The following is a 12,448-nucleotide window of genomic DNA, read 5'->3' as shown; positions in this document are numbered from 1 at the left end:
CGCACCGCCGAGAGGGCGAGGATCCCACCCGGGGTCCCCGCCCTCTCGGCGCTACTGCCGCCCGACCGCCAGCGCCTCCTCCTCCACGTCGAGGAACGCCAGAGCGCTCACCACCGCCGGCTCCTGGTACCGCCCCTCGGCACGGGCGCGGAGCACCGCCTCCCGCTCGGCCGCGATCATCACGCGCCGGAGCCGGTTGTAGGCCTGCGGGAGCGGCTCCACACCCTCGCCCTCCGGCGGGTTCTCCAGGGCGTCGGCGAGGAACGTCGCGTTCCGCCGCAGCCGGTCGAGAACGCGGTCCTCCACGCCGTCCTGCGGCTCCGCGTCGAGCCGGGCGAGCCCCGCGGCCTGCGCCTCCGCGAGCAGCATCTGCTTCTCGACATGCTCCTGCATCTCGTTCGGTGCAGGCAGCTTCAGGGCGCGGACGAGCCGCGGGAGCGCGAGCCCCTCGACGAGCGTCCCCGCCACCACGATGAAGGCGAGGAACTGCAGGAACGCGCGCTGCGGCGTCTCCGCGGGCAGGAGGAACGCGGCGGCGAGGGTGACCACGCCGCGGATACCGGCGAACGACACTCCGATCGCGGTCGGCCAGGTCCACCCGCGCTGCTGCAGCCGGCGCGGACCGTGCCGGAACAGCAGCGTCGTCATGCACATCCAGGCCACGCGGCTCCCGACCAGCGCCGCGAGCACGGCGGCGCCGATGCCGACCGTCTGCCAGACCCCGATGCCCGAGTCGGCCGTCGCCTCCACCACCGACGACAGGCTCAGCCCGATGAAGAGGAAGACCGCGTTCTCGAGCAGGAACTGGATCGTCCGCCAGTTGAGCGACTCCGCGATCCGCGCCTGCGCCGACTGGATGACGGGCGCCCGATAGCCCAGGTAGAGGCCCGCGACCACGACCGCCAGCACCCCGGAGCCGTGCAGCAGCTGCGCCGGGATGAACGCGACGTAGGGCGTCACCAGCGAGAGGCTCGTGTCCAGGACGGACGACTGCACCTGCTTGCGCACGAACCCGAGCAGCACGGCGATGCCGATCCCGACTCCGCCGCCCACCGCCACGGCCAGCACGAAGTCGAGCGCGATGCGCCCGGGCGTGACCGTGCTGACGATCGCGAGGAGGGAGGCGTTCAGCGCCACCAGGGCGGTCGCGTCGTTGAGGAGGCTCTCGCCCTCGAGCACCGTGAGCATCCGCCGCGGCAGGCGGAGCCGCCCCGCGATCGCGGTGACCGCCACCGCGTCCGTCGGCGCGACGATCGCGCCGAACGCGAGGGCCGCGGCGACCGTGATCGCCGGGACGACCATCCAGGCCACCGCGCCGACCACCGCGACCGTGAACACGACCAGCCCCACCGACAGCAGGAGGATGCTGTCGCCGCGGGCCCGGACGTCGAGGACGGAGGTGCGGATCGCCGCCGCGTAGAGCAGCGGCGGGAGGATCCCGAACAGCACCACGTCCGGCTCGACCACCACCTCCGGGATCCCGGGGACGAAGGAGGCGAGGGCCCCGACAGCGACGAGCGCCACGGGAGCGGACCAGTTCACCCGCCCCGACAGCCCGGTGACCAGGACGGTCACCACCACGAACGAGACGATCCAGACGATCGCGACGACGGGCTCCTCCATCGCGTCACTCCTCCCGGGCGTCCGCGCGCCACGGCCCCATTGTGGCCGCTCGGAGATCAGCCCGGACAGCCGCCGGGAGGGTGCGGCTAGCGGCCGGCCTCGTGGATGTCGCGCGCCTTGGTGACCTTCGCCGGATCCACCGGGTTCATGCCGAGCACGATCTTGCCGCGCGAGTGGCGCTTCTCGAGGTCGTCGAAGGCGTCCTGCACCTGGTCGAAGGGGTAGAAGCCCGAGACGAGCACCCGCAGCTTCTGGTCGGCGACGAGGCCGACCAGCTCGCCGAGGATCTCGGTGTCGCGCTGGGCGGTCTCGGCGTCGGGCCAGACGGCGCGGAGCTCGATCTCCTTGCGGTCGTCGCTGGAGTGGAAGCGGCCCGCCGCGATGCCGAGCTCGTCGGCGAGGGCGTCGTTCTCCCCGCCGAAGTTGTCGAGGAACACCGTGACCCCGCCGGGCGCCGCGGCCCGGATGCGGTCGACGATCCCGTCGCCGTAGACGACCGGCTTCACGCCGATCTGGCGGAGGTAGTCGAAGTTCCGCTCGCCGCAGGTGCCGATCACGGTCGCGCCGCGGAGCTTCGCCAGCTGGATCTCGAGGCTGCCCACCCCTCCGGCCGCCGCGGAGACGAGGACGGTGTCGTCGGGTCCGACGCGGGTGGCCTCGAGCGCGCGCCACGCTGTCACTCCGGCGAGGAACAGCGCGCCGCCGACCTCCCAGCTCACGGAGGCGGGCTTGGCGACGAGGTTGCGGCGCGGCACCACGACGTGGGTCGCGTGCGAGCCGACGAGCGCGTGGCCGACCACGTCGCTGCGGAGCTTGATGTCGGTGACGCCCTCGCCGAGGGCGACGACGACTCCCGAGAAGTCGGTGCCCTGGCGGATCGGGAAGGCGGCGGAGTGGTCGGAGTCGAACTGGCCCTGCCGGATGAACGCCTCCATGTGGTTCACCCCGGCGGAGAGCACCTCGACCAGCACCTCGCCCGCTCCGGGCTTCGGCCGCTCGACCTCGACGATCTCGAGGACGTCCGCGTCGCCGAAACGGCTGTACTGGACGACGCGGGCGGCGGTGGGGCTCAGACGGGGCATGCGCTCATCATCCGCCCCCGCCGCCCGAAGGCCTTGACCCCCGAACGGGGGCGTGCGACTCAGGAGGGGTCGCTCGGGCAGTACAGCTGGGTGCGCGGACCGGAGCGGTCGATGACGTGCTCGGACATCGGCCGGCCGCAGAGCGGGCAGGCCTGCCCCGCAGGCGCCTCCTGCTCGGGCTGGTCGTAGGGGCCGAGCGGCGGCGGGCCGATCCAGGGGAACAGCCGCGCGTTGAAGCGCTGGTAGAGGGAGCCGGTCTTCTTCCGCGTCATACCCTTAGTGTACTAACCATCAGGGCACGATGAGAGGATGACGCCGTGGAAACCGATCCGCTCGCCCTCCAGAACCAGGTCTGCTTCTCCCTCGCCGTCGCGGCGCGCACCGTCATCGGGCTGTACCGCCCCGTGCTCGAGCCGCTCGGGCTCACCCACCCGCAGTACCTCGTGATGCTCGCGCTCTGGGAGCGCAGCCCCCGCTCGCTCGCCGACCTCGGCTCCGCCCTCCGCCTCGAGCCCGCGACGCTCAGCCCGCTCGTGAAGCGCCTGGAGGCGAGCGGCCACGTCACGCGGGCCCGGAGCAGCGAGGACGAGCGCCGTCTCGACGTCGCACTGACCCCCTCCGGGGCGGCCCTCCGCGAGCAGGCCCTGCAGGTGCCGCCGCAGATCGTGGAGCGGCTCGACGTCCCCCTCGAGGAGCTCACCGCGCTCCGCGACAGCCTCACCGGCCTGATCGGAGCCGCGACCCGCGACGGCCGCTGACCCCCCGCTCGGGGCTCTGCCCGCGTGCACGCCGGCCGCCGCTGCCCGCCGCACCGGGAAACTCCCGGTCACAGCGCGAGATCAGCCTCCGCTCGGCCCGCTCCCGGCCGTCTTGACTGCCCCCTCGTACGGAGTAGTGTCATCGCTCGTGACACACGAGGGCCCCCCGTCCGCCGCGGACGGATCACCGGCCGACGCGACCGAGCTGCGCACCGCCAAGCACTTCTTCATCGGCGAGCCGCTCCCCAGTGACAAGCTCGAGGGACAGCTGCTGCAGAAGCGGCTCGCGCTCCCCATCTTCGCCAGCGACCCGCTCTCCTCCGTGGCCTACGCGCCGCAGGAGCTGCTGATGATCCTGCTGCTCGGCGGGCTCTCCTTCCTCACCTTCGCCCCCTGGGTGGCCGCGTGCGTGGTCGTCCTCCTCGTCGTGGTGGTGCTGAGCTACCGCCAGCTGATCCGGGCCTACCCGTCCGGCGGCGGCGACTACGAGGTCGCCCGCACCAACCTGGGCGAGACGGCGGGCCTCACGGTCGCCGCCGCCCTCCTCGTGGACTACGTGCTCACCGTGGCCGTGTCGGTCGCCTCCGGAGTCGACAACATCATCTCGGCGGTGCCCGAGCTCGCGCCGCTGCGGGTCGAGCTGGCGATCCTCTTCGTGGTGCTGCTGGCGGCCGTGAACCTCCGCGGCGTCTCGGAGTCGAGCCGCGCCTTCGCGATCCCGACCTACCTCTTCGTCGCGAGCGTCTTCGTGATGGTCGTCGTCGGCCTGGTCCGCACCGCCTTCGGCGACACCCCCGTGGCGGAGTCGGCGGGCTTCACGGTGCAGGGCGAGCAGCTCACGCAGGCGGCCGTCGTCCTCCTGCTGCTGCGCTCCTTCGCGAGCGGCTGCGCGGCGCTCACCGGCGTCGAGGCGATCTCGAACGGTGTGCCGGCGTTCCGCGCCCCGAAGGTCAAGAACGCCCAGCGCACCCTCGTCGCGATGGGCACGATCGCGATCGTGCTCTTCGTCGGCCTGACCGCCCTCGCCCTGCTCTCGAACGTGCACTACGCCGAGAACGCCTGCCACCTGGTCGGATTCGCCGACTGCGCCACGACCCCGCAGCGCTCCGTCATCGCGCAGGTCGCCGCCGCCACGTTCGGCAACAACACGATCCTGTTCTTCATCATCCAGGCCGCGACCGCCGCCGTCCTGCTCCTCGCGGCGAACACCGCCTTCAACGGCTTCCCGCTGCTGGGGTCCGTGCTGGCCCGCGACGGCTACGCGCCCAAGTCGCTGAACACCCGCGGCGACCGCCTCATCTACTCCAACGGCGTGATCATCCTGGCGCTCGTCGCCGCGATCATCCTGCTCGTCTACCAGGCCTCGCTCACGAGCCTCGTGCAGCTGTACATCATCGGCGTCTTCGTCTCGTTCACGCTCGGGCAGTCGGGCATGGTCAAGCACTGGGTGCGGATGATCCGCAACGGCGAGGGCTCGCGCACCGTCTACACGAGCCTGGCCATCAACCTGTTCGGCGCGACGCTGACCTTCGCGGTCCTCGTGGTCGTCACGATCACGAAGTTCACCCACGGCGCCTGGCTCGTCTACCTGGTGATGCCGATCCTCGGAGTCCTGATGGCCGGCGTCTACCGCTACTACCGCGACGTCGAGAAGGAGATCGAGGTCGACCCGACCACGACCTTCGGCGCCAACGGCGATCACGCGATCGTGCTGGTGGGCCGGATGAACAAGCCCACGCTGAAGGCGCTCGACTACGCCATCGCGGCGCGGCACGAGACGCTGGAGGCGGTGCACTCCTCCATCGACGACGCGCAGACCGCGCAGCTCAAGGCCGACTGGGCGCAGATGGACATCGAGGTGCCGCTGCGCTGCGTGGCCTCGCCGTACCGCGACATCTCGTACCCGCTGATCAAGTACATCAAGGCCCACCGCCTCGAGCACGGCTCCGAGATCACCACGGTCTACATGCCGCAGTACATCGTCGGGCACTGGTGGGAGGCGTTCCTCCACAACCACAAGTCGCGGCGGATCCGCCAGAAGCTCCTGCTGGTGCACGGAGTGACGGTGGCGCTGGTGCCGTGGCTGCTCGACTCGTCCGAGCTGATCTACGGGCGCCGCTCGCGGCCGATCCCCGGCCAGACGCGCCGCGGCGAGCCGGTGCGCCCGGTGACCCGTCGCCCGATCCCGCCCGCGTCCTCGCTCCCTCAGGGTGCCGCCGGCGAGGGCGCCCCGCGCATCCCGCAGCGCCCGGCCGCGCAGAACCGGCCGCGCTCGAAGCGGCGCTGAGGCGGCGAGGCCCGCAGACGGGTAGAGGGCCCGCGGCGTGTGCCGCGAGCCCCCGATTTCCCCTTAGTGCCTTCCCCCGAAGGCGGCCCGCCCCAACGGGCCGTGTCCGACGCTATCGGTGGGCTATGCACCTGCGCATCCTCCTCGCGACGGATGCCCGTGATCCCTTCAGACGACAGGCTCGTCCTCCGCCGTGTCAGACGACGGCCCCGCGCACCCCTCGGCCGGTGAGCCACCAGACCGCGGCGACGGCGATCGCGGCCGCCGCACCGCCTCCCACGAGCAGGACCGCCGCCCGCACCACGTGCGCCCGGTAGGCGGCGTCGAGCGGATCGATGCCCGCCCCCGCCAGCACGATCCCGGCGGGCACCACCGCAGCCGCGAGCACCACGGCCGCGGCCGCGATGCGCACCGGCTGCCGGCCGTCGGAACGGAGCTTCCGGGGACGGCGGCCGACGTACCAGACCACCGCGCCGATCCCGAGCCCGAGCAGCCCGAGCACGCCGCTCGCGTACTGCGCCCACCGGAAGCCGGGGAAGGGTCCGAGCTCCTGCTGCAGCACCGGGATCGCCGAGACGAAGAGGCCGCCCCGGTGGGTGAAGCCGTCCCACATCACGTGACTGGCGGCTCCGATGGCGATGCCGGCGGCCGCGAAGACGAGCACGCGGATCCACTCGGCTGCCCCGCGGGGCGGTGAGCGCCGGGGACGCAGGCGCGAGCGGATCAGCGCGGGTGCGAGGTCGCGCCAGGCCGGAGCGACGACCGCGCTCCACAGCGCGAGGCCGAGCATCCCGAGCAGCAGGTCGACGGTGACGACGCCGAGGAGGGAGTGGGTGGACTCGCGGGCGACGGCGATCGGGAGGTACATGCCGATGTCCGGGACCATCGCGCCGACGGCGACGGCCGCGGCGGGGATCCGGCCGTTCGAGAACGCGAGCGCGACGACGGCGTGGCTCGGCGTGAAGGGCATGACACGCACGTTATCCCGGCGATGCGACCGGCGAGTGTCCGCGTCGCGAAGCGGGCGTCACCGATCGCGATCCGGCCCCTGCGCGCCACTCCGGCGCGCCGGCTTCTCGGGGCCGGCGGTCAGCCCGAGGAACGTGATCCCCAGGACGAGGAACACCGGCCAGACCGGATTCCCGAGGACCGCGAAGACCGCTCCCGCCGCGAGGAACAGCGGACCCGTGACCGCGTTCCAGCGCCGGGACGCCTCCTCCGTCGACATCCGACCCGGACCCTTCCCGCCCTGTGCGCGCACCATTCCTCCACGCTAGGCCGCCTCCGCGGGGCCCGCCTCCCCCGTCCGGCGGAGCTCCGCGCTCGGGGAGCTCCGAGCGCGGCGACCGTAGAATCGTCCGGAAGTCCGGCCCTCCGGGCCCAGCGGCGACGGATCGGAGCGGGTGTGCGGAAGGCTTTCGCGATCCTCCGCCTGGCCCTCGCCGGGCTGGGCGCGGTCGGACTCGTCGGCGACTTCTTCTACACGCTCGGCTTCCGCGCGTTCCAGATCGACAACTTCTTCGCCTACTTCACGACGCAGTCGAACATGGCCGGGGTCGTGGTGCTGGGCCTGTCCGGCCTGGTCGCCCTCGCGCGCGAGCGGGAGCCGCGCTGGCTCAGCACGGTGCGGGCGCTCGTGCTCACCTACATGGTCGTGTCGGGGATCGTCTTCGGGCTGATCGCGGTCGAGGCCAACAACCGCGGCGTGCGGGTCGACGTGCCCTGGTCGAGCGCGCTCCTGCACTTCGTGATCCCCACGCTCGCGATCCTCGACTGGATCCTCGGCCCCGGCCGCAGCCCGGTCGCCTGGCGCGGGGCGCTGACCGTGCTCGGCTTCCCGATCGTCTGGGGCGTCATCACCCTGGTCCGCGGGGCCCTCATCGGCTGGTACCCGTACTTCTTCCTCGACCCCGGCCAGGTCGACGGACCCGTGATGTTCGTGCTCTACGACGTGATCGTGCTGAGCCTGATCTCGGGCATCGCCGCGTTCGTCCTCGCGCTCAGCCGGGTGCGGCCGCTCGGGGCGGCGCACGCGTCGGAGTGGCGCGGGCCGCTGGCGCGGCTCCGCGAGCTCGTCAGCCGGCGACGACGGCGAACGGCTCGAGCGCCGTCTGCGCGAGGGTGACCAGCTCGTCGTCGCTGAGGTCCTGCAGCGAGAGGGCCTGATCCGCTCCGACCAGCCCGACGAGCACCGCCTCACCGGTCGACGGCTGGAGGTCGAGCCACTCGGTGATGCCCGCCTCGGAGCCGACGAGCGACCAGCGCGCCGGTCCGCCCGTCTCCCAGAACGCCTCGTCGAAGCGCAGCCACAGCGTCTCGACGACACCGGAGCCGAGGGCCGCGACGGCCGCGCGCTGCGCGAACGGGAGCGGCGGGTCGAAGGCGATCGCGTCCGTCTGCAGGACCCCGATCGGAACGGTGACCAGCACCCGGTCGGCTGTGAACGACTCGCCGGTGCCCAGGCGGATGCTGACGCCGGTCTCCGTGTAGCCGATGCCGCTCACCACGGCGCGCAGCGAGACCTCGACGTCGGCGAGCAGCGTGTCGACCAGAGGCGCGAGCCCGTCGGTCAGCAGCGCGTCGCCGGAGTCGTCGCTCAGCTCCTCCGCGGTCGTGGCGGCGGAGGCGTCGCCCAGTCCGTACCAGGAGGAGAGCTCCTCGGGAGCGGCGCCGGTGCGCAGCGCGGTCGTGCCGGCGAGGTGCGCCGCCACGCGGGCGGCGTCGCCGTCGCCGGAGCCCGGCTCGGCCTCGGCGGGGTCGGGCGCTCCGGAGCCGGCGAACGACTCGGCGAGCGCCAGGTCCTCCGGCTGCTCCGCTCCCCACTCGAGCGCGCGGGTCAGAGCATCGGCTCCCGTGGTGCCGGTGTCGAGGGCCGCGCCGTCGGCATCGCTCGAGCGGACGTCGGCGAGGTCGACCGCGGTCGTGACCACGCCCGCGTCCGCGATGCTCTCGCGCAGGGCGGCACCCGCGCCGGTGAGGGCCCAGGCCCCGGTCTCGACGGCGATCGGCCAGCCGTCCGGAGTCGCGGTCGCGATGCGGCCGCCGGTGCGCTCGCGCGCCTCCACCACGGTGACGTCGAAGCCCGCGTCGGACAGGCGCCGCGCGGCGACCGCTCCGGCGAGACCGGCCCCGACGATCGCGATCCGCTCGCCCTCGTCGGCGACGGCGCTGATCTCGGCGGCTGCGCGGACCCCGGAGTTCCAGGCGCCCTGGAGCGTGCCGGGCGCCTCCGTGTCGGTGGCCTCGCCCGCGAGGAAGACGCGGTCGAGGACCGCGGTGCCCAGGTCGGTGCGGTGCTGCGGCGTCGCGCCGACGGGCAGGTAGGAGACGGAGCCGAGCGCGTACGGATCCTCGGCCCAGGCGGAGCGCACGAACGCGGACGGCGCGGGGACGGCGGTGGTGCTCGGCGTCGGCACGGGGGCCTTCGTGACGGAGCGGGTCGGCGTCGGACGCGACGGGGTGCAGCCCGCGAGGGCCAGGAGCCCGACTCCCGTGGCGGCTCCCGAGAGGAAGAGGCGGCGTCCGATCGTCATCCCGGACATCCTACGTTCTCGGCGTTCCGCGGGGGCGGCGCGGGCGGATGGTCAGTGCCGCCGGGAGCGGACGTTCTGTAGCGCCCACCCGGCCAGGAGCACGACCGCGACGATCACTGCGGTGATCACCGCGCTCCACGGATCCTTCGCGCCCACGGCGGTCGAGACCCCGGCACCGGCCAACGCCCCCACGAGCGCGAACGCCAGGGCGGTCCAGGGCGTGAGCGTCCTCGACGCCGTCGTCCGGTTCCGTCGACTGCTCATGTCCGAATACTCCCCTCGAGTCGTGCACACCCGTCTAGCCTGCCGGAGAAACCGAGCCGACGTCGATAAAACGAGACAGGCGGGCGAGATTCGTTCAGGTTCTCGTCCAGAAGCATCATCGCCATCCGGGGTGACGGCGGAACGGCGAGCGGATAGCGTCGGGGCAACGCGGACCGGGCCGCGGCGACGGGGGACGCAGCATGGACACGACACGGATACGGACCGCGACGACGACCACGGCCGGGGCTCCTCCCCGCAGCCACCTCCACGCGGTTCTGCTCGGCGCGCTGGGCATGATCGTGGTACCGCTCCTCATCGTCCTCGCGACCACGGCCTGGTCCTCCCCCGGCCCGGAGGAGTACGTGCGCATGTCGCTCGGCTCGGTCGTCGCGGCGTGCGTCTCGGTGGTCGGCGCGTGGTGGCTCGCCTTCGAGCGGCGCAGCGCCGGGGCGCCCGGTCGCACCTGGTTCTGGGGCATCGCCTGCCTCGTCACGCTCAGCGCGGTCTCGACCGTCGGAGCCGCCGCCGACCGCCTCACCGGCCTGATCACGGGCTGAGCGAGCGGCCGTCCTGGCGCGGTCACCGCGCGCGCCTCACCCCTCGGCGACCGGCCCGGTGGCTTTGAGCCCCTCCCCGAGTGAGCGGCAGCAGCATCGGCGCAGGTGACAGCCCCGTCGAGACGACCGCGCGGCTCAAGGTCTTGGATCGGAGGCGCGTCGCTCGCGCTCGGCGGACGGCCGGCGGATCGGGGAGGAGGGCGCTGAGGTACTCGCCGGACGGTGCATCCGCGGTCCGTCGCCCCGCGGCGCGTTAGCGTCGTCGGATGGCGAGCATCACGTACCCTGCACCCCTCCGCGCCGGAGGCCGGGTGGAGGTGCCCGCGCCCTCGATGGGAGTCTCCGAGCACCTGCACGACCGGCTGCAGGACGCCGTCCGCCGTCTCGGCTCGGCGGGCTACGACGTCCGGGTCCGGCCGCACGCCCTCACGGGCGGACTCGTGCCGGCGCCCGCCGCGGATCGAGCAGCCGATCTGCACGACGCCTTCCGGAGTGGGGACGCGATCCTTCCTCCGTGGGGTGGCGAGCTCGCCCTCGAGCTCGTGGAGAGGCTCGACTGGCACGCCCTCGCAGAGGCCCGGCCCTGGTTCGTCGGCTGGTCGGACGTCTCGACGCTGCTCCTGCCCCTGACGACGATGACCGGGCTCGCGACGATCCACGGCGCCAACCTGATGGACGAGCCGTGGGAGCTGCCGGTCGAGTTCCACCGCTGGACGGAGGTCGCCGCCCTCGAGCCCGGAGCCGCGTTCACGCAGCACGCCGCGCCGCGACGCCGGAGCCGCCCGTGGGGCGCGTGGGTGGACGAGCCGCTCGGCCGCGAGCGCGCCTACGAGGAGCCGACCCACTGGCGATCGCTCGACGGAGCCGCGGACGTGACGATGTCCGGCCGTCTGATCGGCGGATGCCTCGAGACGGTGTCCCTGCTTGCGGGCACGCCCTACGGCGACGTGCCCGGCTTCGCTCGACGGCACGCTCCGGAAGGGACGGTCGTCTACCTGGAGGCGGCCGGGTCCGACGCCGTCTCGGTGCTCCGGATGCTCACCTCCCTCCGACTCGCGGGCTGGTTCGAGCAGGCGAACGGCGTCCTGATCGGACGGACCGAGGGCGCTTCGCTGCTCGAACTGAGCCAGGAGGACGCGGTGCGGCGGGCTCTCGGCGACCTCGGCGTGCCTGTGATCCTCGACGTCGACACCGGGCACCAGCCTCCGCAGATGCCCCTGGTCAACGGCGCCCTCGCCGAGATCGCGCTGAGCGGGCCGAGGGCCTCGGTCACGCAGCGGCTCGTGGCCTGAGCGCAAGGCCGAGCGGCGGGGAGGCGGCGAGTGGTAGACCTGGGGGCATGAGCAACGACATCCGCGCACTCGCCGACGGCGAGAGCTACCTCGCCTTCTTCCAGGGCGGGCCGTTCGACGGCCAGACCGAGAACCGCGTCAGCACCGACGGGGGCTACGAGAAGGAGGTCGACGTCTACGCCGCCGTCGACGGCCAGGAGACGCACCTCGTCTACAACGCCGTCTCCGCCAAGGAGGTCGGCGAGTCGGTCCACGTGACCTATTCGATCGACACTCCCGACTCCGACCCGATCGAGGACCCGGAGGACCGCGGCGGCGGATTCCAGTAGTCCGCACCACCCTTCGGATGCCGCTCCGGCGTCGCGCTCAGCGCGGCCGGGGCGGCATCCGCATGTGAGGACGCGCCACTTCGGGCCGGCGGCGGCCGGGGCCACTAGAATGATGGTTCCTCATTGTCCCGACGGGCTCGGATCCGCCGTAGTCCTGGAGCCGCCGCAGTGTCCGACCCGCAGATCCGCACGATGCCGCTCCGCGGAGACTCCGCCCGGCGCTGGCTGCACGCCCGCCACGCCGAGACCGGGCCCGATCCCGCCTTCGCCGTCACCGGCCAGGAGGCCACGGCCGAGGGTCTGCTCCTCCGGCGGATCTGGCACTCGGCCGGGTCGATCGAGTTCCGCCCGAGTCCCCGGGCCGACTCGCGATCGGTGGTGCTCCTGCTCCCGCTCGAGGGCGCGTTCACGGTCGTATGCCGGGAGGAGCGCGCGGTCGTCACCCGCGGCACCCTCGCCGTGCTGCCCGCCCGATCGGGAGCGACGATCACCACGAGCGCCTCCGGCTCCCGGCTCGTCCTGGTGGCGCGGCCCTCGGGCGACGTGCGCCCGCCGTCCGGCCTCACCGTCCTCTCCTCCCCTGCGGCGCCCGTGCTGGTCGCCGCCGCGAACGCCCTGCTCGACGCCCGCCTGCCCGTGAGCGGGGGGCTGCGCACGGCGCTCGAGGGGCTCGCGGCAGCGGTCATGGCGGGATGACGGGCGCTGTCAACCCTCCTCGCCCCC

General features: G+C 73.1%; 14 protein-coding genes. 7 read left to right on the top strand and 7 right to left on the bottom strand.

What is annotated here, in order from left to right:
- Positions 1 to 51: 51 nt before the first annotated feature.
- From C5D44_RS12455 to C5D44_RS12445, 3 genes are all read right to left on the bottom strand, one after another.
- Complete coding sequence (locus C5D44_RS12455) at positions 52 to 1,623, bottom strand: sodium:proton antiporter (protein WP_104281806.1); 1,572 nt, start codon at positions 1,621 to 1,623, stop codon at positions 52 to 54.
- A gap of 86 nt (positions 1,624 to 1,709) precedes the next feature.
- Complete coding sequence (locus C5D44_RS12450) at positions 1,710 to 2,705, bottom strand: NADP-dependent oxidoreductase (protein ID WP_104281805.1); 996 nt, start codon at positions 2,703 to 2,705, stop codon at positions 1,710 to 1,712.
- Between the two features lie 59 nt (positions 2,706 to 2,764).
- The gene (locus C5D44_RS12445) at positions 2,765 to 2,977 is read right to left on the bottom strand and encodes a hypothetical protein (protein ID WP_104223750.1); all 213 of its coding nucleotides are present in this window, start codon (positions 2,975 to 2,977) and stop codon (positions 2,765 to 2,767) included.
- 45 nt (positions 2,978 to 3,022) lie between these two features.
- Between C5D44_RS12445 and C5D44_RS12440 the strand changes: the two genes are divergently transcribed.
- Together C5D44_RS12440 and C5D44_RS12435 are read left to right on the top strand one after the other, a co-directional pair.
- The gene (locus C5D44_RS12440) at positions 3,023 to 3,463 is read left to right on the top strand and encodes a MarR family winged helix-turn-helix transcriptional regulator (RefSeq protein WP_104277042.1); all 441 of its coding nucleotides are present in this window, start codon (positions 3,023 to 3,025) and stop codon (positions 3,461 to 3,463) included.
- Between the two features lie 205 nt (positions 3,464 to 3,668).
- Complete coding sequence (locus C5D44_RS12435) at positions 3,669 to 5,750, top strand: APC family permease (protein ID WP_104277087.1); 2,082 nt, start codon at positions 3,669 to 3,671, stop codon at positions 5,748 to 5,750.
- A gap of 196 nt (positions 5,751 to 5,946) precedes the next feature.
- On the opposite strand, the gene C5D44_RS12430 is transcribed toward C5D44_RS12435, so the two are convergent.
- Both C5D44_RS12430 and C5D44_RS12425 read right to left on the bottom strand, forming a co-directional pair.
- Positions 5,947 to 6,720, bottom strand: coding sequence for a DUF4184 family protein (locus C5D44_RS12430; protein WP_104281804.1), 774 nt, complete (start codon positions 6,718 to 6,720; stop codon positions 5,947 to 5,949).
- 57 nt (positions 6,721 to 6,777) lie between these two features.
- On the bottom strand, positions 6,778 to 7,014 hold the full coding sequence (locus C5D44_RS12425) for a hypothetical protein (RefSeq protein ID WP_146088044.1): 237 nt from the start codon (positions 7,012 to 7,014) through the stop codon (positions 6,778 to 6,780).
- Positions 7,015 to 7,155: 141 nt separating this feature from the next.
- Between C5D44_RS12425 and C5D44_RS12420 the strand changes: the two genes are divergently transcribed.
- The gene (locus tag C5D44_RS12420) at positions 7,156 to 7,875 is read left to right on the top strand and encodes a Pr6Pr family membrane protein (protein WP_104277045.1); all 720 of its coding nucleotides are present in this window, start codon (positions 7,156 to 7,158) and stop codon (positions 7,873 to 7,875) included.
- On the opposite strand, the gene C5D44_RS12415 is transcribed toward C5D44_RS12420, so the two are convergent.
- Both C5D44_RS12415 and C5D44_RS12410 read right to left on the bottom strand, forming a co-directional pair.
- Entirely contained in the window at positions 7,826 to 9,283 is a 1,458-nt protein-coding gene (locus tag C5D44_RS12415; protein WP_181118501.1) for an NAD(P)/FAD-dependent oxidoreductase, read from the bottom strand. The genes C5D44_RS12420 and C5D44_RS12415 overlap by 50 nt on opposite strands.
- A 51-nt stretch (positions 9,284 to 9,334) precedes the next feature.
- Entirely contained in the window at positions 9,335 to 9,547 is a 213-nt protein-coding gene (locus C5D44_RS12410; RefSeq protein WP_104277047.1) for a hypothetical protein, read from the bottom strand.
- Positions 9,548 to 9,747: 200 nt separating this feature from the next.
- Between C5D44_RS12410 and C5D44_RS12405 the strand changes: the two genes are divergently transcribed.
- The 4 genes from C5D44_RS12405 to C5D44_RS12390 all read left to right on the top strand — a co-directional run bounded on the left by C5D44_RS12405 (position 9,748) and on the right by C5D44_RS12390 (position 12,421).
- Positions 9,748 to 10,104 carry a hypothetical protein gene (locus C5D44_RS12405; RefSeq protein ID WP_104277048.1) on the top strand — a complete coding sequence of 119 codons (357 nt, stop codon included), beginning with the start codon at positions 9,748 to 9,750 and terminating at the stop codon, positions 10,102 to 10,104.
- 266 nt (positions 10,105 to 10,370) lie between these two features.
- Positions 10,371 to 11,396: a S66 peptidase family protein gene (locus C5D44_RS12400; RefSeq protein ID WP_104281801.1), complete on the top strand. Its 1,026-nt coding sequence runs from the start codon at positions 10,371 to 10,373 to the stop codon at positions 11,394 to 11,396.
- Between the two features lie 47 nt (positions 11,397 to 11,443).
- Positions 11,444 to 11,725 (top strand): oligoribonuclease, encoded by a 282-nt coding sequence (locus C5D44_RS12395; RefSeq protein WP_104277050.1) that lies wholly within the window; start codon positions 11,444 to 11,446, stop codon positions 11,723 to 11,725.
- Between the two features lie 168 nt (positions 11,726 to 11,893).
- Positions 11,894 to 12,421 (top strand): hypothetical protein, encoded by a 528-nt coding sequence (locus tag C5D44_RS12390; RefSeq protein WP_104277051.1) that lies wholly within the window; start codon positions 11,894 to 11,896, stop codon positions 12,419 to 12,421.
- Positions 12,422 to 12,448 lie beyond the last annotated feature (27 nt).

The sequence above is a fragment of the Rathayibacter sp. AY1B5 genome, from assembly GCF_002932795.1.
GTDB lineage: Bacteria > Actinomycetota > Actinomycetes > Actinomycetales > Microbacteriaceae > Rathayibacter.
This window is presented reverse-complemented; position numbering and strand designations above follow the sequence as displayed.